28 protein-coding genes are annotated in these 26,080 nt (G+C 70.3%); 12 read left to right on the plus strand and 16 right to left on the minus strand.

What is annotated here, in order from left to right:
• Nucleotides 1-344, plus strand: a 344-nt coding sequence (locus ACFVXE_RS02785) for a hypothetical protein (RefSeq protein ID WP_389668515.1), incomplete at its 5' end; no start/stop codon positions are given.
• Between the two features lie 115 nt (nt 345-459).
• On the opposite strand, the gene ACFVXE_RS02790 is transcribed toward ACFVXE_RS02785, so the two are convergent.
• Complete coding sequence (locus ACFVXE_RS02790; RefSeq protein ID WP_389668517.1) at nt 460-1,101, minus strand: DNA-3-methyladenine glycosylase; 642 nt, start codon at nt 1,099-1,101, stop codon at nt 460-462.
• Nucleotides 1,102-1,174: 73 nt separating this feature from the next.
• Between ACFVXE_RS02790 and ACFVXE_RS02795 the strand changes: the two genes are divergently transcribed.
• From ACFVXE_RS02795 to ACFVXE_RS02805, 3 genes are all read left to right on the plus strand, one after another.
• Nucleotides 1,175-1,957 carry a sporulation protein gene (locus ACFVXE_RS02795; RefSeq protein WP_389668519.1) on the plus strand — a complete coding sequence of 261 codons (783 nt, stop codon included), beginning with the start codon at nt 1,175-1,177 and terminating at the stop codon, nt 1,955-1,957.
• Nucleotides 1,958-2,000: 43 nt separating this feature from the next.
• Nucleotides 2,001-2,531 (plus strand): YbhB/YbcL family Raf kinase inhibitor-like protein, encoded by a 531-nt coding sequence (locus ACFVXE_RS02800; protein WP_389668520.1) that lies wholly within the window; start codon nt 2,001-2,003, stop codon nt 2,529-2,531.
• Between the two features lie 156 nt (nt 2,532-2,687).
• Nucleotides 2,688-3,194 carry an HNH endonuclease gene (locus ACFVXE_RS02805; RefSeq protein WP_389668522.1) on the plus strand — a complete coding sequence of 169 codons (507 nt, stop codon included), beginning with the start codon at nt 2,688-2,690 and terminating at the stop codon, nt 3,192-3,194.
• A gap of 70 nt (nt 3,195-3,264) precedes the next feature.
• Here the strand turns inward: ACFVXE_RS02805 and ACFVXE_RS02810 are convergent, their stop codons facing one another.
• The 4 genes from ACFVXE_RS02810 to ACFVXE_RS02825 all read right to left on the minus strand — a co-directional run bounded on the left by ACFVXE_RS02810 (nt 3,265) and on the right by ACFVXE_RS02825 (nt 6,467).
• On the minus strand, nt 3,265-4,032 hold the full coding sequence (locus ACFVXE_RS02810; protein WP_389668524.1) for a sulfite exporter TauE/SafE family protein: 768 nt from the start codon (nt 4,030-4,032) through the stop codon (nt 3,265-3,267).
• Between the two features lie 62 nt (nt 4,033-4,094).
• The gene (locus ACFVXE_RS02815) at nt 4,095-5,027 is read right to left on the minus strand and encodes an SPFH domain-containing protein (protein ID WP_389668526.1); all 933 of its coding nucleotides are present in this window, start codon (nt 5,025-5,027) and stop codon (nt 4,095-4,097) included.
• 126 nt (nt 5,028-5,153) lie between these two features.
• Nucleotides 5,154-5,582, minus strand: a complete 429-nt coding sequence (locus tag ACFVXE_RS02820; protein ID WP_389668528.1) for an NfeD family protein — start codon at nt 5,580-5,582, stop codon at nt 5,154-5,156.
• Nucleotides 5,583-5,669: 87 nt separating this feature from the next.
• On the minus strand, nt 5,670-6,467 hold the full coding sequence (locus tag ACFVXE_RS02825; protein WP_389668529.1) for an ABC transporter ATP-binding protein: 798 nt from the start codon (nt 6,465-6,467) through the stop codon (nt 5,670-5,672).
• A gap of 124 nt (nt 6,468-6,591) precedes the next feature.
• Here ACFVXE_RS02825 and ACFVXE_RS02830 point away from each other — a divergent pair, with 124 nt between their 5' ends.
• The gene (locus ACFVXE_RS02830) at nt 6,592-7,374 is read left to right on the plus strand and encodes a hypothetical protein (RefSeq protein ID WP_389668531.1); all 783 of its coding nucleotides are present in this window, start codon (nt 6,592-6,594) and stop codon (nt 7,372-7,374) included.
• A 157-nt stretch (nt 7,375-7,531) separates the two neighbouring features.
• On the opposite strand, the gene ACFVXE_RS02835 is transcribed toward ACFVXE_RS02830, so the two are convergent.
• The 3 genes from ACFVXE_RS02835 to ACFVXE_RS02845 form a co-directional block, all read right to left on the minus strand.
• Nucleotides 7,532-7,819 carry a chaplin gene (locus tag ACFVXE_RS02835; protein WP_389668890.1) on the minus strand — a complete coding sequence of 96 codons (288 nt, stop codon included), beginning with the start codon at nt 7,817-7,819 and terminating at the stop codon, nt 7,532-7,534.
• Between the two features lie 147 nt (nt 7,820-7,966).
• On the minus strand, nt 7,967-8,611 hold the full coding sequence (locus ACFVXE_RS02840) for a response regulator (RefSeq protein ID WP_389668533.1): 645 nt from the start codon (nt 8,609-8,611) through the stop codon (nt 7,967-7,969).
• Entirely contained in the window at nt 8,604-9,749 is a 1,146-nt protein-coding gene (locus ACFVXE_RS02845; protein ID WP_389668535.1) for a GAF domain-containing sensor histidine kinase, read from the minus strand. The genes ACFVXE_RS02840 and ACFVXE_RS02845 overlap by 8 nt, the downstream gene beginning before the upstream one ends.
• Nucleotides 9,750-9,989: 240 nt before the next feature.
• Between ACFVXE_RS02845 and ACFVXE_RS02850 the strand changes: the two genes are divergently transcribed.
• Both ACFVXE_RS02850 and ACFVXE_RS02855 read left to right on the plus strand, forming a co-directional pair.
• A complete protein-coding gene (locus ACFVXE_RS02850) occupies nt 9,990-10,304 on the plus strand; it encodes a hypothetical protein (RefSeq protein WP_389668537.1) in 315 nt (104 codons plus the stop codon).
• Nucleotides 10,305-10,617: 313 nt separating this feature from the next.
• On the plus strand, nt 10,618-11,388 hold the full coding sequence (locus tag ACFVXE_RS02855; RefSeq protein ID WP_389668539.1) for a transglycosylase SLT domain-containing protein: 771 nt from the start codon (nt 10,618-10,620) through the stop codon (nt 11,386-11,388).
• Nucleotides 11,389-11,477: 89 nt separating this feature from the next.
• On the opposite strand, the gene ACFVXE_RS02860 is transcribed toward ACFVXE_RS02855, so the two are convergent.
• Nucleotides 11,478-14,012: an FHA domain-containing protein gene (locus ACFVXE_RS02860; RefSeq protein WP_389668540.1), complete on the minus strand. Its 2,535-nt coding sequence runs from the start codon at nt 14,010-14,012 to the stop codon at nt 11,478-11,480.
• Nucleotides 14,013-14,258: 246 nt separating this feature from the next.
• Between ACFVXE_RS02860 and ACFVXE_RS02865 the strand changes: the two genes are divergently transcribed.
• Nucleotides 14,259-15,953, plus strand: coding sequence for a streptophobe family protein (locus ACFVXE_RS02865; protein WP_389668542.1), 1,695 nt, complete (start codon nt 14,259-14,261; stop codon nt 15,951-15,953).
• A 245-nt stretch (nt 15,954-16,198) separates the two neighbouring features.
• The gene (gene serB, locus ACFVXE_RS02870; RefSeq protein WP_389668544.1) at nt 16,199-17,464 is read left to right on the plus strand and encodes a phosphoserine phosphatase SerB; all 1,266 of its coding nucleotides are present in this window, start codon (nt 16,199-16,201) and stop codon (nt 17,462-17,464) included.
• Nucleotides 17,465-17,548: 84 nt separating this feature from the next.
• Here the strand turns inward: serB and ACFVXE_RS02875 are convergent, their stop codons facing one another.
• The 4 genes from ACFVXE_RS02875 to ACFVXE_RS02890 form a co-directional block, all read right to left on the minus strand.
• Complete coding sequence (locus tag ACFVXE_RS02875) at nt 17,549-18,067, minus strand: SixA phosphatase family protein (protein WP_389668545.1); 519 nt, start codon at nt 18,065-18,067, stop codon at nt 17,549-17,551.
• Nucleotides 18,068-18,141: 74 nt separating this feature from the next.
• On the minus strand, nt 18,142-18,348 hold the full coding sequence (locus ACFVXE_RS02880; RefSeq protein WP_389668547.1) for a hypothetical protein: 207 nt from the start codon (nt 18,346-18,348) through the stop codon (nt 18,142-18,144).
• A 183-nt stretch (nt 18,349-18,531) separates the two neighbouring features.
• Nucleotides 18,532-18,648 carry an SGM_5486 family transporter-associated protein gene (locus ACFVXE_RS02885; protein WP_389668549.1) on the minus strand — a complete coding sequence of 39 codons (117 nt, stop codon included), beginning with the start codon at nt 18,646-18,648 and terminating at the stop codon, nt 18,532-18,534.
• Between the two features lie 17 nt (nt 18,649-18,665).
• On the minus strand, nt 18,666-19,964 hold the full coding sequence (locus tag ACFVXE_RS02890; RefSeq protein WP_389668551.1) for a CynX/NimT family MFS transporter: 1,299 nt from the start codon (nt 19,962-19,964) through the stop codon (nt 18,666-18,668).
• Between the two features lie 130 nt (nt 19,965-20,094).
• Here ACFVXE_RS02890 and ACFVXE_RS02895 point away from each other — a divergent pair, with 130 nt between their 5' ends.
• On the plus strand, nt 20,095-20,769 hold the full coding sequence (locus ACFVXE_RS02895; protein ID WP_389668553.1) for a FadR/GntR family transcriptional regulator: 675 nt from the start codon (nt 20,095-20,097) through the stop codon (nt 20,767-20,769).
• Nucleotides 20,770-20,784: 15 nt separating this feature from the next.
• Here ACFVXE_RS02895 and ACFVXE_RS02900 read toward each other — a convergent pair whose 3' ends face one another.
• From ACFVXE_RS02900 to fabG, 3 genes are all read right to left on the minus strand, one after another.
• Nucleotides 20,785-21,153: a hypothetical protein gene (locus tag ACFVXE_RS02900; RefSeq protein WP_389668554.1), complete on the minus strand. Its 369-nt coding sequence runs from the start codon at nt 21,151-21,153 to the stop codon at nt 20,785-20,787.
• A 166-nt stretch (nt 21,154-21,319) separates the two neighbouring features.
• Nucleotides 21,320-22,087, minus strand: coding sequence for an enoyl-ACP reductase FabI (fabI, locus tag ACFVXE_RS02905; RefSeq protein WP_389668556.1), 768 nt, complete (start codon nt 22,085-22,087; stop codon nt 21,320-21,322).
• A gap of 5 nt (nt 22,088-22,092) precedes the next feature.
• The gene (fabG, locus tag ACFVXE_RS02910) at nt 22,093-22,812 is read right to left on the minus strand and encodes a 3-oxoacyl-[acyl-carrier-protein] reductase (RefSeq protein WP_389668558.1); all 720 of its coding nucleotides are present in this window, start codon (nt 22,810-22,812) and stop codon (nt 22,093-22,095) included.
• A 335-nt stretch (nt 22,813-23,147) separates the two neighbouring features.
• Here fabG and ACFVXE_RS02915 point away from each other — a divergent pair, with 335 nt between their 5' ends.
• Both ACFVXE_RS02915 and ACFVXE_RS02920 read left to right on the plus strand, forming a co-directional pair.
• A complete protein-coding gene (locus tag ACFVXE_RS02915; protein WP_389668560.1) occupies nt 23,148-24,671 on the plus strand; it encodes a TldD/PmbA family protein in 1,524 nt (507 codons plus the stop codon).
• Nucleotides 24,668-26,062 (plus strand): metallopeptidase TldD-related protein, encoded by a 1,395-nt coding sequence (locus tag ACFVXE_RS02920; protein ID WP_389668562.1) that lies wholly within the window; start codon nt 24,668-24,670, stop codon nt 26,060-26,062. Before ACFVXE_RS02915 ends, ACFVXE_RS02920 begins: the two co-directional genes overlap by 4 nt.
• Nucleotides 26,063-26,080: the final 18 nt, after the last annotated feature.

Here is a 26,080-nt window from a genome sequence, read left to right on the forward strand (position 1 = left end):
TACTCACCCTCTCGGGCTTTCCTCCGGGCTTTCCCTTCGGTCTTGCGTTTCCGACTCTATCAGACTCTTTCGTGTCCGATTCCCGGTCGAAGCGGCCCCCTGCGGAGCAGGAGAATTTTTACTGCGCCTTCCAGCTCCTCGCTTTCGCGATTCCCTTTCCAGCGATTCCAACGTTACCAGACTCCTTATTCGTTCCGTTCCCGGTCCGAATTATGATTCCGGTGGCCTTTGGACTGGCCTTCGCCTTTCGGCTGTTCCACCACGCTAGTCGATTTCCTCGGCAGCTCATAATCGAGCCGATGAGTTCGAATTACGGCATGCCGAATTCGCACCCGTCAGGGTGAGTCGAAGGTAGTGGTTGGTCGCTTCCGGGTGCTTCAGAGCCGGTCCGATGGACCGTTCCGATGCCAGTACCCGTTCAAGCGGCTCGGACTACGTTAGGTGTCCGGCGGGGGCGAGTCAAGTTACGCGGCGACGCGGCGCGTGGGCCCGGTAGGGACTCACAGTGGGGTCCTCGTCGATCCAGAATCGCCACGGGTGCCCGGCTCCGTCGCCCCCCACCCCGGTCCGGGGACCGCTGCGTAGCTGGTCACGGGGTGGTGGAGTGCCGCGCAGTACGGACAAGGAGGCACCCGGATGGGCGATGGCGTCCGTGCCGTTCAGGGCACGGTCGACATCGAGGGCCGTGGCCAAGCGGGCCGGCCCTTTGGCCAGTTCTCGGTCATTGCGGGCCGAGATTCGTCGTTTGCGGCTGAGCTCGGCGCCCACCTGGATCTCGCCGGCTCTCAGCAGCACCCCGCTCGCCCTGCCTTCCGGGCCGCACACCAGGTTGAGGCAGTGCCACATGCCGTACGTGAAGTAGACGTAGGCGTGGCCGGGTGGTCCGTACATCACGCTGTTGCGCGGGGTCCGGCCGCGGAAGGCGTGCGAGCCGGGGTCGATCTCACCGGCGTACGCCTCCACCTCCGTCAGGCGGAGCTCGATGGGCCCGTCGGGGGTGTGGCGCACCAGTGTCCGGCCCAGGAGGTCCGGGGCCACCACCAGCACGGGGCGGTCGAAGAAATCCCGCGTCAGCGGCGTACGGTCCGGACCCTCGATCATGGCGACCGAGGTTACCGGGAACCGACTACGGTCGTGGCGCGTATGTAGGGGTCAGGACCAAGGAGGAGTAAACATGGGCTTCAAGCGGCTGCTCGCGAGCATGGGTGCCGGTGGTGCCTCGGTGGAGACGGAGCTGACCGAGGTCAACGTCGTGCCGGGTGGGGTCGTCCAGGGTGAGGTACGGATCCAGGGCGGGTCCGTGGCGCAGCAGATCGAGGGCCTGTCGGTCGGGCTGCAGGCGCGCGTCGAGGTCGAGGGCCAGGACCAGGAGACGAAGCAGGACGTCGAGTTCACCAAGCTGCGGCTCGGTGGCGCGTTCGAGGTGCAGCCCAGCGCCGTACACGTCGTCCCGTTCGGGCTCGAGATCCCGTGGGAGACGCCGATCACGATGTTCGCGGGCCAGCACCTGCACGGCATGAACATCGGTGTGACGACCGAACTGGAGATCGCGCGGGCGCTGGACTCGGGCGACCTCGACCCGATCAATGTGCACCCGCTGCCGGCGCAGCAGGCGATCCTCGACGCGTTCGGACAGCTGGGCTTCGATTTCCGCAGCGCGGACATGGAGCGCGGTCACATCCGTGGCTCGCGTCAGCGGCTGCCCTTCTACCAGGAGATCGAGTTCTTCCCGCCGCAGCAGTACCGGGGGCTGAACCAGGTCGAGCTGACGTTCGTCGCGGACGACCGTGAGATGGATGTCGTGCTGGAGATGGACAAGAAGCCGGGGCTCTTCAGTGAGGGCAGCGATTCGTACCGGGCGTTCAAGGTCGGTCTGAACGACTTCCAGGGGACCGACTGGGCGGCTTACCTCAATCAGTGGCTGGCCCAGGTCGGCGGTCAGCGCAACTGGCTCTAGGGTCGGTGTCGAGACTCCAGAGCCGACCAGGAGAGGTGCTGACGTGACCGAGCCGAAGAGGGCGCCGCTGCCGCATGACTTCCATCCCGAGGTGCCGTCGTTCACCGTGGTGAGCGACGATCTCGCTGCCGGGGCCGTGCTGTCCGACGCCCAGGTGTTCGCGGCCGGGAACACTTCGCCGCAGCTGCGGTGGGAAGGTTTCCCGGCAGGGACCAAGAGTTTCGCAGTGACCTGCTTCGATCCGGACGCCCCCACGGGCAGCGGGTTCTGGCACTGGAGCGTGTTCGACATCCCGGCGTCCGTCACGGAGCTGCCGGCCGGTGCGGGCAGCGGGAAGTTCGACGGGCTGCCCCCGGGTGCCGTGCAGGTCCGTAACGACTACGGGTCGAAGGAGTTCGGGGGTGCCGCGCCGCCGGCCGGGGAGAACCACCGCTATGTCTTCACCGTGTACGCGGTGGACAGCGAGAAGCTGGGACCGGACAGCGATGCGTCGCCGGCCGTGGTCGGCTTCAACCTGCGTTTCCACACGCTCGGCCGTGCTCAGCTGATCGGTGAGTACACCGGCCCCGCGTAGTACCCGGGGAGCCGAGAGTTCCCCTGCTGTTTGCCCTGCCCTGGTCTTGGAGAGATCAGGGCAGGGCATTTTTTATTGCGTTGTCCATCACGGCCTGCCCGGCCAGAGTTGATCCGGGCCTGCCAGGGGGCGGGCGGCACACGGGAGGTGGGCGAGATGCGGGACACGCTGGTTCTCAACGCGAGCTTCGAACCGCTGTCGACGGTGACACTGAACCGTGCGGTGGTGCTGATCCTGCAGGACAAGGCCGTTGTCGAGCAGTCGCATCCGGATCTGCGCATGCGTGGTGCCGCCGTGGACATTCCGGTGCCCCGGGTGATCAGGCTCTGCCGGTACGTACGGGTGCCGTTCCGAAGACAGGCGCCGTGGTCCAGAAGGGGCGTACTGATACGGGACCAGCACCGGTGCGCGTACTGCGGAAGGCGGGCGACTACCGTCGACCACGTGGTGCCGCGTGCCCAGGGTGGCCAGGACACCTGGATCAACACGGTCGCCTCGTGCGCCGAGGACAACCACCGCAAGGCGGCCCGGACGCCGGAGCAGGCGGGGATGCCGCTGCTGCGGCAGCCGTTCGTGCCGTCGCCGGCGGAGGCGATGCTGCTGGCGCTTGGGGCCGGTGAGCGGTCGGTGCTGCCGGAGTGGCTCGACCGGAGTGCGGCGTAGCCGGCGTAGCCGGCGTACGCAGACCGTCGTATCGGAAGCCCGTCTTCGTGAGGAGGCGGGCTCCCGCGTTTCAGCGGAGGAGCAGCTGGACGATCGCGACCGTGCCGACCACGACGATGCAGCAGCGCAGCACGGTGGGGCTGAGGCGTCGGCCGACCTTCGCGCCGATCTGGCCGCCGAGGGTGGAACCGACCGCGATCAGTGCGACGGCCGTCCAGTCGAATTCCGCGACGAAGAGGAAGAAGAGCGCCGCGACGCTGTTGACGACGGCTGCCAGGACGTTCTTGGTCGCGTTGAGGCGCTGCATGGTGTCGTCGAGCAGCATGCCCATCAGCGAGATGTAGATGATCCCCTGCGCGGCGGTGAAGTAGCCGCCGTAGACGCTGGCGAGCATCAGCCCGGTGAAGAGGAGCGGCCCGCCGTCGGGACGGGGGACGGTTCCGGTCCGTTCCCGCCGGCGCTGGACGGCTTTGCTGATGCGAGGTTGCAGGATGACCAGGAGGAGCGCCAGGGCGACCAGGACGGGGACGATCGTCTCGAACGCCGTGGCGGGCAGAGCCAGCAGGAGGGTGGCGCCGGTGAGGCCGCCGATGAGGGCGCCGACGCTCAGCTTGAGGATGCGACCGCGCTGCCCGGCGAGTTCCTTGCGGTAGCCGATGGCTCCGCTGATGGAACCGGGGATCAGGCCGAGCGCGTTGGAGACGGTGGCGGTGACCGGGGGCAGACCGGTGGCGAGCAGCACCGGAAACGTGATCAGTGTTCCCGAGCCGACGATCGTGTTGATCGTGCCTGCGCTGACGCCTGCGGCGAAGACGGCGAGCATTTCCCAGATGGACATTGCGGATACCCCGTGCATGATCGGCGCCTGGTGCACTGATCATGCACGATGGTGTGTACGCGTCAGTCGACGGGGGGTTCCTCGCGGCGTTCCTTGTTGCCGGTGTTGAAGCCGGGGACGCCGGAGCCGAGGTTGCCGAAGGCGCCGCTGAGGCCCTTGAGGGCGTCGCCGATCTCGCTGGGCACGATCCAGAGCTTGTTCGCGTCGCCCTCGGCGATCTTCGGGAGCATCTGGAGGTACTGGTACGAGAGGAGCTTCTGGTCCGGGTCCCCTGCGTGGATGGACTCGAAGACCGTGCGGATGGCCTGGGCTTCACCCTCGGCGCGCAGGGCCGCGGCCTTGGCCTCACCTTCGGCGCGCAGGATCGCGGACTGCTTCTCGCCCTCGGCGGTGAGGATCGCGGACTGCCGGGTTCCTTCGGCCTGGAGGATGGCGGCACGCTTGTCCCGGTCGGCGCGCATCTGCTTCTCCATCGAGTCCTGGATGGAGGTCGGCGGTTCGATCGCCTTGAGCTCGACGCGGTTGACGCGGATGCCCCACTTGCCGGTGGCCTCGTCGAGGACCCCGCGGAGGGCCGCGTTGATCTCCTCGCGGGAGGTCAGGGTCCGCTCCAGGTCCATGCCGCCGATGATGTTGCGGAGGGTGGTGACGGTCAGCTGCTCGATCGCCTGGATGTAGCTGGCGACCTCGTACGTCGCGGCCCGTGCGTCCGTCACCTGGTAGTAGATGACGGTGTCGATGTTGACGACCAGGTTGTCCTGGGTGATCACCGGCTGGGGCGGGAACGGGACGACCTGTTCACGGAGGTCGATCCGGTTCCGGATGGTGTCGATGAACGGAACGACGATGTTCAGGCCTGCGTTGAGCGTGCGGGTGTAGCGGCCGAAGCGCTCCACGATGGCGGCGCTGGCCTGCGGGATGACCTGGATCGTCTTGATCAGGGCGATGAAGACGAGCACCACCAGAATGATCAGGACGATGATGATCGGTTGCATCGTGTTCCTCGTGCCCTTCGGTTGCCGACGGATCGCGATGATCGGGATCGGATCTCATGAGGTCCGGATCTCATGATGATCGACATCGAGTCTGGCAGACCGCGGTCCGCCGTGTGAGCGGTTCGGTCACATGACAACGGCCGTAGCGCCGTCGATGTCCACGACATCGACCTGCTGGCCGGGTTCGAAGCTCTGGTCGCCCTCGTACGCGCGGGCCGACCAGATCTCTCCGGCCAGCTTGATCCGGCCGCCGCTGCCGTCGACCCGTTCCAGGACGAGGGCCTGACGGCCCTTCAGCGCATCGATTCCGGTGGCGAGCCTCGGCCGGTCGGCGCGGTGTCTGGTGGCGATCGGCCGGACCACCGCGATGAGTGCGACGGAGACCACCACGAAGGCCAGGACCTGGATCACGATGCCGCCGCCGACCGCCGCGACGACCGCCGCGACGACCGCTCCCACGGCGAACATCCCGAACTCGGGCATCGCGGTCAGGACGAGCGGGATACCCAGCCCGGCCGCGCCGATCAGCCACCACACCCACGCGTCGATGTCCACCCGGTCATGGTAGGACCGCGAGTCCCCTCGCCGACAGGGTTGCGATCAGGACATCCGGGACACGGGGTGTTCGGGGACGCGAGTCGGTCAGGACAGCGGCAGGCCGTGAGCGGTGTACCGGTCACCGGTGCGCTCGACGATGAGCGGCAGGCCGAAGCAGAGGGAGAGGTTGCGGGAGCTGAGCTCGGTCTCCATGGGGCCCGCGGCGAGAACCCTGCCCTGGCGGATCATGAGGACGTGGGTGAAGCCCGGCGCGATCTCCTCGACGTGGTGCGTGACCATGATCATGGAGGGTGCCAGCGGGTCGCGGGCGAGCCGGCCGAGTCTGCGCACCAGGTCCTCGCGGCCGCCGAGGTCGAGGCCGGCGGCCGGCTCGTCGAGGAGCAGCAGCTCGGGGTCGGTCATCATCGCGCGGGCGATCAGGGTGCGCTTGCGCTCGCCCTCGGAGAGGGTGCCGAACTTGCGGTCGAGGTACTCGGTCATGCCGAGCCGGTCGAGGAAGGCGCGGGCGCGGTCCTCGTCGACGGCGTCGTAGTTCTCGTGCCAGGTGGCGGTCATGCCGTACGCGGCGGTGAGCACCGTCTGCAGGACGGTCTGCCGCTTGGGCAGCTTTTCGGCCATGGCGACGCCCGCGATTCCGATGCGCGGACGCAGGTCGAAGACGTCGGTGCCGACGCCGCCGAGCTGTTCGCCGAGGATCGTGGCGCCGCCCTTGGTCGGGAAGAGGTAGCTGGAGGCGATGTTGAGGAGGGTGGTCTTGCCGGCGCCGTTCGGGCCCAGGATGACCCAGCGCTCCCCCTCCTTGACCGACCAGGAGACGTCGTCCACCAGAGCGCGTCCGTCGCGGACCACGGATACGTCCACCAGCTCCAGTACATCGCTCATGAGCGCGTTGTCTCCCCATGCAGTGTCGAGATCGTCGCGTGCCTCTGGGCACAGCTCCCAGGGAAAACCTACGCCACCCCAGGAGTGCTCCAGCCTCCGAGGTCCGGTTCCCTAGGCTGTCGCCATGCTTTCGGAACCACGCTCGGGGCTGCTGGCCTCATGGGGAAACGCGCTTCTGGCCGGACTCGTGTCACCGGACGAGGCCGCGCTCGCGATTGTCGGGGAGGACGCGGTGCACCGCGTCGAGGGTCTGCCGGGTGAGGCGAGGCCGGTCGGCCTCACGCTCGCGCTGGGACGGCTGCGGGGATTGGGGGTGACCGGTTTCCGGGTCGCACTGCCTGTTCCCGGGCATCCGCTGGGGCTGTGCGGTCCGCCGGAGTTCAACGCGCGGGCCCTGGAGGCGGAGGAGGCGGTGGTCGCCTCCGGTGCGGCGTACGGGCTGGTGCCCGAGGTGCGGGAGGCGGGGACGGCCGGCGATCTGCACGTCGAAGTGGTGTGGCACTGCCTTCCGGTACGGGATGCGCCGCCGGCCGACGTGCCGTCGCTGAGTGAGGCGGAGCGGGAGCTGGCGGAGGCGTTGCGGGACGCGACGGCGGTGCTGTCGCGGCTGGATGTGGCCGGTTCCGGGCCGGTGGCGGAGGCGGCGGTGGATGCGTACCGGGCGCGGGCCGAGCGGGGGCGGGAGGTGCTCGCCCCGGGGTATCCGCCGCGGGCGGTACGGGTGTTGGAGCTGGCGCAGCGGGTGGGGCTGCTCATCTCGGTGGCGTACGAGAACGGGCACGGCGGAGCGGTGAGCGCGTCGGAGATCGCGGCGCGGGGGGAGGCGCTGCGACCGGTGGAGCGGGTGGCCCGGCGCGCGCAGGTGGCGGCGTACAACGCGTATGTGGAGGAACGGGAACGGGGTTAGGCCTCCCGTCCGGACCGCCGGGCCGGGCTCGCGTGCCCCCGGCGGCGTGACGGCTGCCTCTGCGGGGGGTCCGGCGGGGCCGGATCGGGGCCCGGCACGGCCGATGCCGGACGGGTCCCCTCGCGGGCTCCGTCCGGCATCGAAGGACCGGGGTCGGTCAGCCGTTCACGCCGGCGTTGCCGAAGGCCGGGTTGAGCAGACCGATCACGTTGATCGTGTTACCGACCACGTTCACCGGGACGTGGACCGGGACCTGGATGACGTTGCCGCTGACCACGCCCGGGGAGTGGGTCGCCGCACCGTGCGCGACCGCGCCGTGGGTGCCGTGGCCGGCCGAGCCGTGACCGGTGGCGCCGTGGCAGTCGGCGGAGGCCGCGCCCGCTCCGGCGGCGATGATCCCACCGGCGATCATGGTGACGGCAGCGGCCTTCTTCAGGGTCTTCACTTCAGGATCCTCCTCGCGTCGCTGCGGCCGGCCGCCGCAGCACGCCATGGAGAACGTCAGCACACCCGCCAGGATGCGCCGTACGGGTGACATACACCCGACAGTATGAATCTCATTCCGGAGGGAACCGCTCCGCTCGGCCCTCGGTCAGCCGGCCGCCCCATGTCGCACGGCCCAGAGCGCCGCCTGGGTACGGTCCGCCAGATCCAGCTTCATCAGAATGTTCGAAACATGCGTCTTGACGGTCTTCTCGGAGAGAACGAGGGCCCGTGCGATCTCGCGGTTGGAGCGGCCGTCGGCGATCAGGCCGAGGACTTCCCGCTCCCGCTCGGTGAGCGTGTTCCCCCTGCCCGTACCGCCGCCCGTGTCCTCCTGCGCGAGGAGCGCCTCGGCGACCTCCGGCTGGAGCAGGACATGGCCCGCGTGGACCGAGCGGATGGCGCCGGCCAGCGCGTCCGGGTCGACGTCCTTGTACACGTAGCCGGAGGCACCCGCGCGCAGGGCGGGAACCACCGTGCGCTGCTCGGTGAAGCTCGTGACGATCAGTACCTTGGCGGGGTTCGCCAGTTCCCGGAGTCTACGGAGCGCCTCGATGCCGTCCGTGCCCGGCATCTTGATGTCCATCAGCACCACATCGGGGCGGAGCTCCTCGGCCCGGGCCACGCCCTCCGCACCGTCGGCCGCCTCGCCGACGACCTCTATGTCGTCCTGGATCTCCAGGAACGTGCGCAGACCGCGGCGGACCACCTGGTGGTCGTCGACCAGCAGCACCCTGATGATCTTGTCAGCCACCGGGGACCTCCATCTCGATCGTGGTGCCCTTGCCGGGCGCCGATTCAACGGTCAGCGTGCCGCCGACGCCGCTCGCACGGTCCCGCATCGAGACCAGGCCCAGATGGCGCCCCGCCTGCCGGGTGGCCGCGGGTTCGAATCCGCTGCCGTCGTCCGTGATCCGCAGCACCGTGGCACCGCCGTGGCGGGTGAGCGTCACGTCGACCCGACCGGCCCCCGAGTGGCGCAAGGCGTTGTGCAGGGCCTCCTGGGAGACCCGGAGCAGCGCCTCCTCCTGGGCGGCGGGCAGGGCCCGGACGGAGAGGCTCTCGAAGGTGACCCGGGCGGTGTGGGCGCGGTCCAGCACCTGGATCTGGGTGCGGAGCGTCGCGATGAGTCCGTCCTCGTCGAGCGCCGCGGGGCGCAGTTCGACGACGGCGGCGCGCAGCTCGTCCACCGCCTCCGCCGCCAGCGCGGCGACCTGCTGGAGTTCGCCCTTGGCCCGGGCCGGATCGCGGTCGACCAGGGCCGCGGCGGCCTGGGCCGTGAGCCGCAGGGAGAACAGCTTCTGGCTGACCGCGTCATGCAGCTCGTGGGCGAGCCGGGAGCGCTCCTCGGCGATGGTGAGCTCGCGGCTCCGCTCGTACAGCCGGGCGTTGGTCAGGGCGATCGCCGCGTGCTGGGCCAGGATCGACAGCAGTTCCTCGTCCTGTGCGGTGAAGCCGCAGCCGCCCTGCGGTTTGGGGCAGCGCTTGTTGGCGAGGAAGAGCGCCCCGATGATCTCGTCGCCGTCCCTGATGGGCAGGCCGAGGAAGTCGGACATGTCCGGGTGGGCGGCGGGCCACCCCTCGAAGCGGGGGTCCTCGCGGACGTCGGCGAGCCGCTCCGGCTTCGCCTCGTGGAGCATCGCGGCCAGGATGCCGTGCTGCCGGGGCAGCGGGCCGATGGCCTTCCACTGCTCGTCACTGACTCCGTCGACGACGAACTGGGCGAAGCCGCCGTGATCGTCGGGGACGCCGAGTGCCGCGTACTCGGCGTCCAGCAGTTCGCGGGCCGAGGCGACGATCGTCTTCAGGACGTCGCGCACTTCGAGGTGCCTGCTCATGGCGAGCAGCGCGGCGCTGACCGCTGCGAGGCCCGACGGTGGGCTGTGACTCATGACCTCAAGGTACCGGCGGGGCGCGGGCTCCGGATCGGCCTCCGGACCGCCGGTCACCGGTCCTCCGGTCCTAGGTCCAGGGCCCCCTTCGTCCGGATCCGGCCGGGCTCGTGTGCCCGGTGCACGCGGTCCGGCCCGATCCGGAGGAAGAGCGGCGGGCGGAGGTGCCGCCCGCGACGGCCCGGCTGATCGACTCGGCGCGGGCGGCATATCCGGGCGAGCGCGTCGGTTAGCAGGAAGGTGAGCGACGGAGGAACGGGTGGCAGGGCCATCGCATTCGGTACGACGGCGGTACGGGCCGTCGGGCCGGCGGTGGGCGCGGACGGTACGGCGCGGGCGACCACCACGGGCTGGACGGGTCGGGAGAGGACAGCGCGGCCCGGGGTGCGACTGGTGGACGGGCTGCCCGCCGGGCCGCACGGGCCCGAGGCCTCGCGTCCGCCGATGCCGGAGACCGTCGCGGAACGGGCGGCGCCGCCGCGCGGATATCCGGAAGCGCTGCGCCACCAACGCCTCCGGCGCGAGTCCAGGGACGTGCACCTGTCGCTCCCCTGATCGGAACCTAACACTCCGAATTGCTGAAGCAACGCTTGGTCAAGTTGTTACGCGGCCGATGTGAGGCCGCGCATAGGACCCACGTCACTTACGAAGTCGGGTAGTGGACGCCCAAGTGCGATATGGGTGGTCATGAGCGCGGGCCGCCACGTTCGAGCGCGGTCCTGATCCACTACCCGGCTTCGTACGTCACACCTTTGCCACACCATTTTGCGGACGCTAAGAATTGCTGTTGTCCCCGACGGAGATGCGAATCGTCGCTTCCGTCTTCGTCCTCCGTGAGGACTCCCGCGATTCGAAGAGGTACGTCTGTATGTCCGCGTCCAGCATCACCGGCCGTCTTCGCCGCCTGAACAAGACCCAGAAGCTCTCCGCAGCGGGCGTGTCCGCCGTTGCCGCCGCCGCTCTCTCGCTCTCCCTCGTCCCGGCCCAGGCCGAGACCAAGACCACGCCCGAGCCGCAGGCACTCTCCGCCGCGCCCGTGGTCTTCGCCTCCGCCGCCCCGCAGGCCAAGGTGATCCAGGCCAGCATCATCGAGCAGAGCGCCACCGCGCAGAACCTCGTGAAGGCCGCCGACGCGGTCAAGGCCAAGCACGCCGCCGCCGCCAAGGCGAAGGCCCGCGCCGCCGCGAAGACCAAGGCCGCCGCGAAGGCGAAGGCTCAGGCCAAGGCGAAGGCCCGGGCTGCCGCGAAGGCCAAGGCCCAGGCCGTGAAGCGGGCCCCGCAGGCCGCCAGCCGCTCCGTCGCCCGTACCCCGGTCTACGCCGACAACCTGAACGGCTGGATCACCCAGGCCCTGGACATCATGAAGGCCCACGGCATCCCGGGCTCGTACGACGGCCTGCACCGCAACATCATGCGGGAGTCCACCGGCAACCCCCGCGCGGTGAACGGCTGGGACGTCAACGCCCAGAACGGCACCCCGTCCTGCGGTCTGCTGCAGGTCATCCAGCCGACGTTCAACGCGTACCACGTCTCCGGTACCTCGATGAACATCTACGACCCGGTCGCCAACATCACCGCCGCGGCCAACTACGCCGCCGACCGGTACGGCTCGATCGACAACGTCAACAGCGCGTACTGATCGACGCGGCACCGCAGCGCGCACACGCCGAAGGGCGGCACCCGGACCGGGTGCCGCCCTTCGGCGTTCGGTGTGCGCGGTGGCCGGGGCTACTTGCGCATGACCTCCGGCTCGTGCCGGCGCAGCAGCCGGGCGACCGCGAAGCCGCAGACGAGGCCGATGAACAGCAGTATCGCGATGTTCATCCCCCACTGGCCGGCCGTGTGCTCCCAGAGCGGGTCCAGGTCGGTCGGGTTCTCCTGGTCCCACGGCGGCATCAGGTGCGCGAGGTCGAGCGTCGAGCCCGCGGCCGCGATGGCCCAGCGGGACGGCATCAGCCAGGCGAACTGCTCCAGGCCGGGCGATCCGTACACCTGGAAGAGGATGCCGGTGAAGACGACCTGGACGATCGCGAACATGACCAGCAGCGGCATGGTCTTCTCCGCGGTCTTCACCAGCGAGGAGATCACCAGACCGAACATCATCGAGGTGAAGCCGAGCGCGGTGATGGTCACACAGAGCTCGACGGCCGGCGGCATGATCAGGCCCTCTTCGGGCAGGTCACGCGTGGCGAAGCCGATGCCGCAGATGATGACGCCCTGGATGGCCGTGATCACGCCGAGCACGAACACCTTGGACATCAGGTAGGCGGAACGGGACAGACCGGTGGCCCGTTCCCGTTCGTAGATGACGCGTTCCTTGATCAGTTCCCGTACGGAGTTCGCCGCACCGGAGAAGCACATGCCGACCGCGAGGATGAGCATGATCGTTCCGGCGTCCCCGTTGAACTTGGACGGCGGCTTCGGTGGTGCGAGCCCGAAGTCGGCCGGGATGACCACGCTGACGACGCCGAGCACCGCGGGCAGCGCCACCATCAGCAGCATGAAACCCCGGTCGGACGCGATCACCGACACGTACCGGCGCACCAGCGTCCACAGCTGGGCCGTCCAGCCCTGCGGCTTCGGCGGGCGCATCTGCTGCGGCGGGGGCATGTGTACGGACTGTGCGGCGACCGCGTCGATGTCCGCGGCGTACATCTGGTAGTGCTGCGAGCCGCGCCACCGGCCGGCCCAGTCGTAGTCGCGGTAGTTCTCGAAAGCGGAGAACACGTCGGCCCAGGTGGTGTAGCCGAAGAAGTTGAGCGCTTCCTCCGGCGGACCGAAGTAGGCGACGGAGCCGCCGGGCGCCATGACGAGCAGCTTGTCGCAGATCGCCAGCTCGGCGACGGAGTGCGTGACGACGAGGACCGTCCGGCCGTCGTCGGCCAGGCCGCGCAGCAACTGCATGACATCGCGGTCCATGCCCGGGTCGAGGCCGGAGGTCGGCTCGTCCAGGAAGATCAGCGACGGCTTGGTCAGCAGCTCCAGGGCGACGGAGACGCGCTTGCGCTGGCCGCCGGAGAGCGAGGTGACCTTCTTGTCCTTGTGGATGTCGAGCTTGAGCTCGGTGAGGACCTCGTGGATCCGGGACTGGCGCTCGGCCTCGCTGGTGTCCGCGGGGAAGCGGAGCTTTGCCGCGTACTTGAGCGCCTTGGTGACGGTGAGTTCCTTGTGCAGGATGTCGTCCTGCGGGACCAGACCGATGCGCTGGCGCAGCTCGGCGAACTGCTTGTACAGGTTCCGGTTGTCGTAGAGGACATCGCCCTGGTTGGCGGGCCGGTACCCGGTGAGCGCCTTGAGCAGGGTGGACTTGCCGGAACCGGACGGCCCGATGACCGCGATCAGCGACTTCTCCGGGACTCCGAAGGAGACGTCCTTGAGGATCTGCTTCCCGCCGTCGACCGTCACCGTGAGGTGGCGGGCGGAGAAGGAGACCTCGCCGGTGTCGACGAACTCCTCCAGCCGGTCGCCGACCAGACGGAAGGTCGAGTGACCGACACCGACGATGTCGTTCGGGCCGATGAGCGCGGAGCCGGACTTGCTGAGCGGCTGACCGTTGACGTACGTGCCGTTGTGCGAACCGAGGTCGCGGATCTCGAAACGGCCGTCGGGCGTCGCATGGAACTCGGCGTGGTGGCGCGAGACCTGGAGGTCGGATACGACGAGCTCGTTGTCCAGCGCACGGCCGATGCGCATCACCCGGCCGAGGTCCAGCTGGTGGAACGTGGTCGGGCTGCGGTCACCGTAGACCGGCGGAGTCCCCGCGGCGCCACCGGGACCGCCCGCGGCGGGCGGCTTCACCGGGCCCTGCTGGTGCGGGACCTGGGGCTGTTGCGGTGCCTGCTGCCATGCCTGCTGCTGGTGCGCCGCAGGGTCCTGCTGACCCGGCCAGCCGGCGTTCCCCTGCTGCGGCTGCTGGACGGGGGCCTGCTGCGCGCCCTGCCCGCTGTACACGTCGGCGGCGGCGGCGCTGAAGCTCAGCCGCGGCCCGTCGTCGGCGTTGCCCAGGTGCACGGCCGAGCCGGGGCCGATCTCCATCTGGTGGATCCGCCGGCCCTGCACATAGGTGCCGTTGGTCGAACCGTGGTCCTCGATGAACCAACTCCGGCCGGCCCAGCTGATCGTGGCATGCCGCCACGACACCCTGGCGTCGTCGATCGTCAGATCACCCTGCGGATCACGTCCGAGGGTGTACGGCCTGGACGGATCGAGCGTCCAGGTCCTTCCATTCAATTCCAGTACGAGTTCCGGCACTCCGCGCCCCACTAGTTGTCCCCCGAATTACCCCCGTCGCAGGGAGTCTAGGGATGCTGAACATCCTGGGGAACTATTCCAGGAGCAGTCCCCTGTACGAAAGCCGGGCGGGTCCGGGACCGGATCGGGCCGGACCGGCACGCGCCGTTGACTCGGCCGAAAAGGACACGGACAGTGGTAAGCGCCCATGAGTGCGTACGGATCATGAGCGACCATGTCAACTCAGGGCAACTCGGCGCGGATTGAGGGGGGGTCCTGATGACGGCGGAGTACGCGCGCGGGGGCGGCGGACCGGCGGGCACCGCCTGGGGGAAGGCGGTGCTGGCATCCGTCGTCCCGGTCGGCTGGGCATTGGCCGGAATGGCGGGAACGGCGGCTCTCGGACTCCATCTTCTCGGCGCCGACTCGGCCGGGGCGCTGGGGCCGATGACGGCCGCCGTGGTGGTGCTGGGGGCGGGCGGATCGGTCTCCCCCTCGGGAGACGTCTCGGCGTTCGGCCTGGACACGGCCCAGGCGCACACCGCCCTTTCGGTCACGCCGCTCGGGGTGGGGCTCGTCGGCGCCTTGCTGCTCTCCCTCTTCTTCGTACGGTCGCTGCGCGGGGCGGGAGCGGTCGTCACGGGCGCCGAACTCCTGTTCCGCGCAGGGGCGGTGGCGGTCCTCTTCGTCTCCGCACTCGGCGGGCTGGCATGGGCAGGTCACGATGTCGTGACGATCGACGGTGGGGCACTGGGGCTGGACGGGGTGCCGGGGGCGGGAACGGACGGCGGCCTGCCCGGCGGGCTCGGGGATCTGGGTGATCTGGGCGGGCTGTTGCCCGATCGACTGTCCGATCTGGCGCGGGCCCATGCGCAGGTCGGGTTCACCGTGGATACGGCCGACTCGCTGGCGGGCGGGGCCTGCTGGGTGCTCGGCGTGCTGGTGATCGCGCTGCTGGCCGCACGCCGCGCGCCGTTGCCGTCCGTGCCGGCGTGGGTGCACCGCAACGTACGGCCCGCGGTCTCCGCCATGGTGTCGGTACTGCTGGTCGCGGTGGCCGCGGGGTACGCCGCCGCGGCGTACGCGGCGGTCGGCGACGACCATCCGAAACGGATCGCGGGCGCCGCGCTGCTCGGGGCTCCGAACGGGGCGTGGCTCGCGGTGCCGCTCGGCCTGTTCGTGCCGTGGGACGGGCAGGCCACCGGCGGGCTGGCCAAGGTCCTGCCGGATCCGCTGGACGAGCTGTTACGGGTCTCCGCCCACGAGCCGGTGACGCTCGGGCGGCTGGCCGCGCTGGACGGCCGGGTCTGGCTGCTGGCGGCCGCCACCGCGGTGATGCTGCTGTACGCGGGAGTGCTGGCCGCCACCCGTACGGCGCCGCGGGGTCTCTCCCCCGCCGGGTTCGTGGGGCGGTGCGCGGTGCGGCTCGGAGCCGTGACGGCGGTTGCGCTGCCGCTGCTGGTGCGGCTGACGGGGGTCTCCGCGAACGCGTCGTTGTCGGTGCTGGGCTTCGACGCCTTCGGAGCCGGGATCGAGCTGCACGGGCGGGCGGGAACGGCCGCGGTGCTGGGTGCGGTGTGGGGTGCGGTCGCGGGCGGGGTGGGGGCGGTGGTGGCCTTGGCGGCGGGGGCCGTGGCCAAGGTTCCGCAGGGCGTTCCGGGGGATCCGGCCGGCCCCGGGGTCCGATGGGACCCGGCCGGAGACGCCGGCCGGGACGGTGCGGGCGCCGGAGGGCCCGGGAGCCATGGGGCTCCCGGGCCGTACACGCCGTCGCGGCCGTACCGGCCGTCGCGCGAGGAGACGAATCCGTATCTGCGCCCGCACCCGTCGGACGGGATCCATGGGGCGCCGACGGTGGCCGGCCCGATCGTGCCACCTGTCCGGCCCGCCGTGCCGCCACCGGGGCCGGGGCCCACGGGCGGCGGCGAGGGCCCGGACGGGTCGCCGCCGGGTCGGCGCCCGGGGGCCGGGTGACCCTGTCGCGCACCGGGACCACGTGGATCCGAGCCGCCGGACGGACCCGGGGTGCGTCCGGTCCGGCAGCGCGGAAAGGAGCGGGGCGCGGACCCGGACCGGGTGCCGTCGGACACACCCCGCGCACGTCCGCTCACCCTCTCCGGGGCGTCGGCCGGGCGGAGCGGCCGGGGACCGTTTCCCGCTGTCCGGTCCGCGGGACAGGGCGTCGGGGGTGCGAGAGGGACCGATACGGTGGGAACACCATGAGCGCATCTCAGCCCCCTCAGTCCTCCCGGTCCCCTGAGCTCTCCGAGGCACCGGAGTCCCGTCAGGGCATCGACACCCCCACTCTTCTCGTCAAGATCTTCGGCAAGGACCGTCCCGGTATCACCGCCGGTCTCTTCGACACACTCGCCGCCTACTCGGTCGACGTCGTCGACATCGAGCAGGTCGTCACCCGTGGCCGTATCGTCCTGTGCGCCCTGGTCACCGCCCCCACCGCGGGTGGCACCCATGAGGGCGACCTGCGGGCGACCGTGCACAGCTGGGCCGAATCACTGAAACTGCAGGCCGAGATCATCTCGGGCACGGGCGACAACCGGCCGCGCGGGTACGGACGTTCCCATGTGACGGTGCTCGGACACCCGCTGACGGCCGAGGCGACCGCGGCCATAGCCGCCAGGATCACGTCGACCGGCGGCAACATCGACCGGATCTTCCGGCTGGCGAAGTACCCGGTCACGGCAGTCGAGTTCGCCGTGTCCGGCACCGGCACGGAGGAGCTGCGGACCGCGCTGGCGACCGAGTCCGCCGGGATCGGGGTCGATGTGGCGGTGGTGTCCGCCGGGCTGAGCCGCCGGGCGCAGCGGCTGGTCGTCATGGATGTCGACTCGACGCTCATCCAGGACGAGGTCATCGAGCTGTTCGCGGCACATGCCGGCTGTGAGGACAAGGTCGCCGAGGTGACCGAGCAGGCGATGCGTGGTGAGCTCGACTTCGAGCAGTCGCTGCACGCGCGGGTGGCGCTGCTGGCGGGGCTCGACGCGTCGGTGGTGGAGAAGGTGCGCGCCGAGGTCCGGCTGACCCCGGGTGCGCGCACGCTGATCCGTACGCTGAAGCGGCTCGGCTATCAAGTGGGCGTCGTCTCCGGCGGGTTCACCCAGGTCACGGACGACCTGAAGGAGCGCCTGGGGCTCGACTTCGCCTCTGCCAACACTCTGGAAGTGGTCGACGGCAAGCTCACCGGCCGGGTCATCGGCGATGTCGTGGACCGGGCGGGCAAGGCCCGACTGCTGCGCAGCTTCGCCGAGCAGGCCGGGGTGCCGCTGGCACAGACCGTCGCGATCGGTGACGGTGCGAATGACCTGGACATGTTGAACACGGCGGGTCTCGGGGTCGCCTTCAACGCCAAGCCGGTGGTCCGCGAGGCCGCGCACACCGCGGTGAACGTGCCGTTCCTGGACACCGTGCTCTATCTGCTGGGTATCACTCGCGAGGAGGTCGAGGCGGCCGACGGTCTCGTCGGCTGATCCGAGGACCGGCCTCGTGCCCCGTGTACGCGGATGGGTCCGGCACGACACCCGTGCCGGACCCATCCGCGTCCGCCGGCCGGATCAGTCGTTCGGCGTCCAGTACTCGACCAGCTTGCCGACTCCGTGCTCCACGCTTTTCCAGGTGCCGGGGATCTCGACGACGGCGAAGGCGGCGGTCGGGAAGCCGCCGCGGGTCATCCGGGCCAGGGTGTCGCCCTCCGCCGATGCGCAGAGGGCGTCGGCGATGGCGTGCATCCCGGGATTGTGGCCGATGAGCAGCAGGTTCCGTACGTCGTCCGGGGTCTCGTTGACCAGGGCGATCAGCTCGCCGAGGGAGGCATCGTACAGCCGCTCCTCGTAGACGGTCCTGGGGCGCTGTGGCATCTCGTGCACCGCGAGCTTCCAGGTCTCGCGCGTCCTGGCGGCGGTCGAGCACAGTGCCAGATCGATGACGATGCCGGAATCGACGAGTTTGCGGCCTGCCACGGGCGCATCCTTGCGGCCACGCTCCACGAGCGGCCGCTCATGGTCGGAGTCCTGCGACCATTCCGCCTTTGCATGCCTGAGAAGGACGATCCTGCGAGGTGTATCGACGCTCATACACCTCAGCTTCGCACGAAATGTGCGGCCCGGCGCAGGGTGTTGGAGCGCTCCCCCGCTGCGGGTGAACGCCCTCAGAAGGTCAGCAGCTCCATGATTCGCTCCAGCAACCGGCCGATCGCCGGACCGCCGCTCGCGGCGTGTGCCTCCCCGGGCCCCGTGATCAGCAGGAGCAGCGCGGCGAAGGCGACGGCGGGCAGCGCGACGGCCCACCACGGCAGCCGCACCTCGGCACCGGCCGGGGCCGGAAGGGCGGATCGGGTGTGCGTACGGGCCTGCATGTCCGCCTCCGTGGGTCATCGGTTCTGTTACCTGGAACCTACGGATTCGCAGGTGCCGGTCCCATCCGGTGAGCCACCCACTTCACCCTGACCCTGGCCCCCTAGGGGATGGTGGGGCCAGCCCCACCGTCCCCGGCGGAACGGAGGCCGGGGCAGGTACGGGCGTCGGGGGCGGAGCGGGCGTCAGGGGGAGGCGATCGAGGCGATCACGCCGATGATCACCGTGATCATGAGCATCGCCCCGAGCACGAGGAGAAGCTTCTTCTGGCCGTTCTGCGGATTCGGATCGAGCACTGGCATGGGACCAGTCTCGCATCTCAGCATTCGTCCTCGATCGTCCGGGCCCGCCCGGCGAGGATCCCCGCCGCCATCTGCGGCACCATCAGGCCCGCCATCAGGGCGATCGGCAGTCCCCAGCCTCCACTGTGCTGGTAGAGCACGCCGACCAGCAGCGGGCCGGGGATCGAGATCAGATAGCCGGTGGACTGGGCGAACGCGGACAGCCTGACCACTCCGGCGCCGGTGCGGGACCGCATGCTGATCATGGTGAGGGCGAGCGGGAAGGCGCAGTTGGAGATGCCCAGGAGCAGCGCCCAGGCCCAGGCCCCGCCGGCCGGTGCGAGGTAGAGGCCCGCGTAGCCGATGAGACCGCAGGCGCCGAGGACGACGACGATCGGGCCCTGGTTCCTCATCCGGGCGGCGGCCCGCGGGATGACGAAGGCGAGCGGTACGCCCATGACCATGGTGACCGCGAGCAGCACACCCGCCGTGCCGGCCGAGACCCCGGCGTCGCGGAAGATCTGCGGCATCCAGCCCATGGTGATGTACGCGGCGGTGGCCTGGAGGCCGAAGAAGCAGGCCAGACCCCAGGCGGTGCGGGAGCGGGTGATCCGCAGCGCCGGGGCGTCCTGGTGCTGCCCGCCGGCGGACTGTTCCCGGGCGCCGCGCCGGTCCCGTACCAACGGGATCCAGGGAAGGATCGCGGCGAGGGCGAGGACGGCCCAGATGCCGAGGCCGGCCCTCCAACTGCCACCGAGCGCATCGGTCATGGGCACGGTGACGGCCGCGGCGAGCGCGGTGCCGAGGGCCAGTGCCATCGAGTAGAGCCCGGTCATCGAGCCGACCCGGTCCGGGAACCAGCGCTTGACGATCACCGGCATCAGGACGTTGCTGACGGCGATGCCCATGAGGGCGAGCGCGCTGGCTGCGAGGAAGCCGGCCGTTCCTCCGACGAGGGGCCGGATCACCAGCCCGGCCGTGATCGCGACCATGCCGGCGCAGACGACCGCGCCGGGGCCGAAGCGGCGGGCCAGGCGCGGCGCCATGACGCCGAAGACCGCGAAGCAGAGCGGCGGTACGGAGGTGAGGACGCCGGCGACGCCGCCGCTCATGTGCAGCCCGTCCCGTACCTCTTCGAGGAGGGCGCCGAGGCTGGTGATGGCGGGACGGAGGTTGAGCGCGGTGAGGACGAGGCCGACGGCAACCAGACGGAGCAGCCAGGGAGCGGGGCCGGTGGAGGTCTGCGGGGCCGCGGAGTCCGTGGGGGCATTCGCCGTGGTGGGCTGCCGGTCCAGGGTCCGGGTCGGGTGCTGGGGCTGGGTCTCGTCGTCGGACATGGGGTTCATCATAGAATCATGGGATGATTGGTTGTCCAATCGTCCCAGCGGCTCCGGGACGCTTCGGAAACCTCCGGGAAACCCGGAGGGCCGAGAATCCGGAGGCCCGAGGAACCGAGCAAGGAGCATCATGGCGCTGACGTCCCCGCGGCGTTCGGCACTCGCCGACCAGGTGATTGCCCAGCTGAGGAATCAGATCACCTCGGGCGAGTGGCCCGTCGGTTCGCGGATTCCGACCGAACCGGAGCTGGTCGAGCAGCTGGGGGTGGCCCGCAACACCGTCCGCGAGGCGGTGCGCGCGCTCGCGCACAACGGGCTGCTGGACATCCGGCAGGGGTCGGGGACGTACGTCGTCGCCACCAGCGAGCTGGCCGGGGTGATGCACCGCCGGTTCGCGGCCGCCGACCCGCGCCATGTCGCCGAGCTCCGGTCGACACTGGAGTCGTCGGCGGCCGGGCTGGCGGCCGTCCGGCGCACCGAGCGGGATCTGAAGCAGCTGGACGCGCTCATGGCGCGCCGCGAGGAGACCTGGGCGGCGGGGGACGCGGACGCCTTCGTGGCCGCGGACGCGACGCTGCATCTGGCCGTGGTCGCCGCCTCGCACAACGACGTGCTGACGGGCCTCTACGCCGACCTGGGCGACCTGCTGCGCGACTCCCTGCGGGTCGATATCGGGCACGAGCTGCGGCCGGAGAACCACATGGACCACGGGCGGCTGATCGAGGCGATCCGGGCAGGCGACGCGGAGACGGCCGCCACCGAGGCGGCGGGGCACGCGCTGCGCTGCCTGCTGGACCGGACCTGATCCGCGCGAGGGGCGTCAGACCCGGTGGTGGGTGACCCAGGCGGAGGCGACTTCCTTCCAGCAGCGGTCGTCGAGACGCACCGTCTGCCCCGGGGCCACCTCCACGGGCACACCGTCCGCGTCGATGTCCCACCAGCGGCCGCATTCGGTGTGCAGCTGCACGCGGTCCGTCGAGGGGTACGGGTTGTGGCAGTACGCGACCACCTGGGAGCCCTGGACCGATGTACGGCAGTCGGCTCCGGCGGGGTCCGGGACGGGCGCGGCGGGTCCGGACGCCCCGGACCCGAACAGCCCCATCACGGATATGCCCACGGGGGTGACGAGTGCGGCGACGGCGACCGAGGCCGCCAGCAGAGCCCAGGTTCGGCGACGTGTGGGGCGCACAGCGACCTCCTCCCCGCAGCCTGACCAAAAGTCCGGTTCCTCCACATTCTGCGGTGGATCGACCATCTTTTCGACTTGAGCGGGGAGGCCGGGCGCAGACGCACGACGGCCGCGCACCACCCGCTCGGAGGTGGTACACGGCCGTTTCGTACAGCGTTCTACGAGGTCAGGCGCCCATCATGTGCACGCCACCGTCGACATGGATGATCTCGCCCGTGGTCTTCGGGAAGAAGTCCGAGAGCAGGGCGACGACACCGCGGCCGGCCGGCTCCGGGTCGGCCATGTTCCAGGACAGCGGCGAACGCGTGTTCCAGACGTCCGCGAGCTCCGTGAAGCCCGGGATGGACTTGGCGGCCATCGAGCCGATCGGTCCGGCGGAGATCAGGTTGCAGCGGATGTCGTCCTTGCCCAGGTCGCGGGCGAGGTAGCGGGAGGTGGCCTCCAGCGCGGCCTTGGCCGGGCCCATCCAGTCGTACTGCGGCCAGGCGAACTGCGCGTCGAAGGTGAGGCCGACGATCGAGCCACCCTCGCTCATCAGCGGCTTGCACGCCATGGCGAGCGACTTCAGCGAGAACGCCGAGACGTGCATCGCGGTGGAGACCGACTCGAACGGGGTGTTGAGGAAGTTGCCGCCGAGCGCGTCCTGCGGCGCGAAGCCGATGGAGTGGACGACGCCGTCCAGCGAACCGAGCTCGTCACGGACCAGGCCGGCGAGGCGGTCCAGGTGCTCGGCGTTGGTCACGTCCAGCTCGATGACCTTGGCGGGCCTGGGCAGCTTCTTGGCGATGCGCTCCGTCAGCGTGGGCCGGGGAAAGGCGGTCAGGATGACTTCCGCGCCCTGCTCCTGGGCCACCTTGGCGGTGTGGAAAGCGATGGACGACTCCATCAGCACACCGGTGATGAGGATGCGCTTGCCGTCGAGAATTCCGCTCATGGTGATCAGTGACCCATGCCCAATCCGCCGTCAACGGGGATGACGGCTCCAGTGATGTACGACGCGTCGTCGGAGGCGAGGAACCGCACCGCGGCGGCGATCTCCTCGGGCTGCGCGTAACGAGCGAGCGGCACCTGGGCGACGATGCCCTTGCGCTGCTCCTCGGTGAGCACCTGGGTCATGTCGGTGTCGACAAAACCGGGCGCCACGACGTTGAAGGTGATGTTCCGCGAGCCGAGCTCGCGCGCCAGCGAACGGGCGAAACCGACCAGACCGGCCTTGGAGGCGGCGTAGTTGGCCTGCCCCGCCGAGCCGAGGAGGCCGACGACGGAGGAGATGAGGACGACGCGGCCCTTCTTGGCGCGCAGCATGCCGCGGTTGGCACGCTTGACGACCCGGAAGGTGCCGGTGAGGTTGGTGTCGAGTACGGACGTGAAGTCCTCCTCGGACATCCGCATCAGCAACTGGTCCTTGGTGATACCGGCGTTGGCGACCAGCACCTCGACGGGACCGTGCTTCTCCTCGATCTCCTTGTAGGCCTGCTCCACCTGCTCGCCGTCGGTGATGTCGCACCGGACGGCCAGAACGCCCATCTCGGTGAGGATCTGGGGCGGCTCGCCCGAGCGGTACGTGATCGCGACCTTGTCGCCGTTGTCGGCGAAAGCGCGGGCGATGGCGAGGCCGATGCCCCGGTTTCCTCCGGTGACGAGAACCGAGCGGCTCAACGGATCACCCTTTCGATAGCGGTCTGGTACCTCGAAAACCTATCGGTACGGTGCACGCTTCGGGGAATCGGCCCCTGACAGTGGCTCCCCCGAGGCACTGTGGAGTTCCTACAGTCGGCGGTGGCCCGCCCACGTCCCGCCGTCCCGGGCGCACGCACCGAGGAGCCGTCCCCGCCCGCCGGCGCATCGCATGCCGGTGTCACTGTTCCTCCCGCCCCGGCGCGGGCCTGTGGCCCGGCACCGTGCGATCACAAGGCGTAAAAGTGCCCGTCGCGGCCCGGCCTCCGCGTGATTGACTTCACGCCCGGACACGACCACTGCAAGGGAGGCCGTCCGTGGCCCATGACATCGACCCGTCCTTTCTCGCCCTGCCGCTACGGTCCCTCGCCGACGCGGCGCTCGCCCGCGCCCGCGCGCTGGGGACCACGCACGCCGACTTCCGGTTCGAGCGGGTGCGCAGCGCCTCCTGGCGGCTGCGGGACGCCCGGCCCTCCGGCACCTCGGACACCACCGACCTCGGGTACGCGGTGCGGGTGGTGCACGGTGGGGCGTGGGGGTTCGCGTCCGGGGTGGACCTGACCATGGACGCCGCGGCGAAGGTGGCGTCGCAGGCGGTCGCCATGGCGAAGCTCTCGGCGAAGGTGATCGCGGCGGCGGGCTCGGACGAGCGCGTGGAGCTGGCGGACGAGCCGGTGCACGGCGAGCGGAGCTGGGTCTCGGCGTACGAGATCGACCCGTTCTCCGTGCCCGACGAGGAGAAGGCGGGGCTGCTCGCCGAGTGGAGCAGCCGGCTCCTCGGTGCCGAGGGCGTCGCGCACGTGGACGCGTCGCTGATGACCGTGCACGAGAACAAGTTCTACGCGGACACGGCGGGCACCGTGACGACCCAGCAGCGGGTCAGGCTGCACCCGCAGTTCACCGCGGTCGCCGTGGACGGCACGACGGGTGAGTTCGACTCGATGCGGACCATCGCTCCACCGGTGGGACGCGGCTGGGAGTACCTGACCGGCACCGGCTGGGACTGGGACTCGGAGCTGGAGCGGATCCCGGGGCTGCTCGCCGAGAAGATGCGGGCGCCGAGCGTCGAGGCGGGGACGTACGACCTGGTGGTCGATCCGTCGAATCTCTGGCTGACGATCCACGAGTCGATCGGGCACGCCACGGAGCTGGACCGGGCGCTGGGGTACGAGGCGGCCTACGCCGGGACCTCGTTCGCCACCTTCGACCAGCTGGGCAAGTTGACGTACGGCTCCCCCGTGATGAACGTGACGGGCGACCGGACAGCCGAGCACGGGCTCGCGACCATCGGGTACGACGACGAGGGCGTCGAGGGCCAGTCCTGGGACCTGGTCAAGGACGGGACGCTGGTCGGTTACCAGCTCGACCGGCGGATCGCGAAGCTGACCGGTCTCGGCAGGTCCAACGGGTGCGCGTACGCGGACTCGCCCGGCCATGTCCCCGTCCAGCGGATGGCGAACGTGTCGCTGCAGCCCGATCCGGGCGGGCTCTCCACCGAGGACCTGATCGGCGGCGTGGAGCGCGGCATCTACGTGGTCGGAGACCGGTCCTGGTCGATCGACATGCAGCGCTACAACTTCCAGTTCACCGGACAGCGGTTCTTCCGGATCGAGAACGGCAGGCTGGCCGGGCAGCTGCGCGACGTCGCGTACCAGGCGACGACGACGGACTTCTGGGGCTCGATGGAACAGGTCGGCGGCCCGCAGACGTACGTCCTGGGCGGCGCCTTCAACTGCGGCAAGGCCCAGCCGGGTCAGGTCGCGGCCGTCTCGCACGGCTGTCCCTCCGCCCTCTTCCGGGGCGTGAACATCCTCAACACGACGCAGGAGGCCGGACGATGAGTCGCGTCAGCAAGCCGCACGAGATCGTCGAGCGCGCGCTCGAACTGTCCACCGCCGACGGCTGCGTGGTCATCGCCGACGAGGAGTCCTCCGCCAACCTGCGCTGGGCGGGCAACGCGCTCACCACGAACGGGGTGACCCGGGGACGGACCCTGACCGTCGTCGCGACGGTCGACGGCGCCGAGGGCGCCGCGTCGGGTGTCGTGTCGCGGTCGGCCGTCACCACCGAGGACCTGGAGCCGCTGGTGCGGGCCGCCGAGGCCGCCGCGCGCGGGGCCGGGCCGGCGGAGGACGCACAGCCGCTGATCACCGGAGTGCCGTCCTCGCCCGATTTCACGGACGCGCCCGCCGAGACGGGCTCCGATGTGTTCGCGGAGTTCGCCCCGGCGCTCGGCGACGCCTTCGCCCGCGCCCGGGCGGGCGGCCGTGAGCTGTACGGCTTCGCACACCACCAGCTCACCTCGACGTACCTGGGCACGTCGACGGGGCTGCGGCTCCGTCACGACCAGCCGAACGGCACGCTGGAGCTGAACGCCAAGTCGCCCGACCGGTCGCGCTCCGCGTGGGCGGGCCGCGCCACCCGGGACTTCAAGGACGTCGACCCGGCCGAGCTCGACGCCGAACTGGCGCAGCGGCTCGGCTGGGCGGAGCGCCGTATCGAGCTGCCCGCCGGGCGGTACGAGACGCTGCTGCCGCCCACCGCCGTCGCCGACCTGCTGATCTACCAGCTGTGGTCGTCGACGGCCCGGGACGCCGCCGAGGGCCGGACGGTCTTCTCGAAGCCGGGCGGCGGCACCCGGCTCGGGGAGAAACTCTCCGAGCTGCCGCTGACGCTGAGCAGCGACCCGCACGCGCCGGGTCTGGAGTCGGCGCCGTTCGTGATCGCGCACGCGTCCGGGGACGGCGGTTCCGTGTTCGACAACGGGCTGCCGCTGTCGAGGACCGACTGGGTCCGGGACGGCCGGCTCGACCGGCTGACCACCACCCGGCACACGGCGGGGCTGACCGGGCTGCCGGTCGCACCGGCGATCGACAACCTGGTGCTGGAGGGCGGCGGCGAGCGGTCGCTGGACGAGATGGTGGCGGCGACGACCGGACGCGCCCTGCTGCTGACCTGCCTCTGGTACATCCGGGAGGTCGACCCGGCGACGCTGCTGCTGACCGGACTGACCCGCGACGGGGTGTATCTCGTGGAGGACGGCGAGGTGGTCGGCGAGGTGAACAACTTCCGGTTCAACGAGTCGCCCGTCGACCTGCTCTCCCGGGCGTCCGAGGCGGGCCGCACCGAGAAGACGCTGCCGCGCGAGTGGGGCGACTGGTTCACCCGGGCCGCGATGCCGGCGCTGCGGATCCCGGACTTCAACATGAGCTCGGTCAGTCTCGGCGTATGACCCGCCTAGACTGACCGT

The sequence above is a fragment of the Streptomyces sp. NPDC058231 genome (assembly GCF_042882275.1).
GTDB lineage: Bacteria > Actinomycetota > Actinomycetes > Streptomycetales > Streptomycetaceae > Streptomyces.

Coding starts and splice junctions, on each gene's coding strand:
- ACFVXE_RS02790 (WP_389668517.1), bottom strand. CDS start 1,101: ATGATCGAGGGTCCGGACCGTACGCCGCTGACGCGGGATTTCTTCGAC.
- ACFVXE_RS02795 (WP_389668519.1), top strand. CDS start 1,175: ATGGGCTTCAAGCGGCTGCTCGCGAGCATGGGTGCCGGTGGTGCCTCG.
- ACFVXE_RS02805 (WP_389668522.1), top strand. CDS start 2,688: ATGCGGGACACGCTGGTTCTCAACGCGAGCTTCGAACCGCTGTCGACG.
- ACFVXE_RS02810 (WP_389668524.1), bottom strand. CDS start 4,032: ATGTCCATCTGGGAAATGCTCGCCGTCTTCGCCGCAGGCGTCAGCGCA.
- ACFVXE_RS02815 (WP_389668526.1), bottom strand. CDS start 5,027: ATGCAACCGATCATCATCGTCCTGATCATTCTGGTGGTGCTCGTCTTC.
- ACFVXE_RS02825 (WP_389668529.1), bottom strand. CDS start 6,467: ATGAGCGATGTACTGGAGCTGGTGGACGTATCCGTGGTCCGCGACGGA.
- ACFVXE_RS02830 (WP_389668531.1), top strand. CDS start 6,592: ATGCTTTCGGAACCACGCTCGGGGCTGCTGGCCTCATGGGGAAACGCG.
- ACFVXE_RS02845 (WP_389668535.1), bottom strand. CDS start 9,749: ATGAGTCACAGCCCACCGTCGGGCCTCGCAGCGGTCAGCGCCGCGCTG.
- ACFVXE_RS02855 (WP_389668539.1), top strand. CDS start 10,618: ATGTCCGCGTCCAGCATCACCGGCCGTCTTCGCCGCCTGAACAAGACC.
- ACFVXE_RS02865 (WP_389668542.1), top strand. CDS start 14,259: ATGACGGCGGAGTACGCGCGCGGGGGCGGCGGACCGGCGGGCACCGCC.
- serB (WP_389668544.1), top strand. CDS start 16,199: ATGAGCGCATCTCAGCCCCCTCAGTCCTCCCGGTCCCCTGAGCTCTCC.
- ACFVXE_RS02875 (WP_389668545.1), bottom strand. CDS start 18,067: ATGAGCGTCGATACACCTCGCAGGATCGTCCTTCTCAGGCATGCAAAG.
- ACFVXE_RS02880 (WP_389668547.1), bottom strand. CDS start 18,348: ATGCAGGCCCGTACGCACACCCGATCCGCCCTTCCGGCCCCGGCCGGT.
- ACFVXE_RS02885 (WP_389668549.1), bottom strand. CDS start 18,648: ATGCCAGTGCTCGATCCGAATCCGCAGAACGGCCAGAAGAAGCTTCTC.
- ACFVXE_RS02890 (WP_389668551.1), bottom strand. CDS start 19,964: ATGTCCGACGACGAGACCCAGCCCCAGCACCCGACCCGGACCCTGGAC.
- ACFVXE_RS02895 (WP_389668553.1), top strand. CDS start 20,095: ATGGCGCTGACGTCCCCGCGGCGTTCGGCACTCGCCGACCAGGTGATT.
- fabI (WP_389668556.1), bottom strand. CDS start 22,087: ATGAGCGGAATTCTCGACGGCAAGCGCATCCTCATCACCGGTGTGCTG.
- ACFVXE_RS02920 (WP_389668562.1), top strand. CDS start 24,668: ATGAGTCGCGTCAGCAAGCCGCACGAGATCGTCGAGCGCGCGCTCGAA.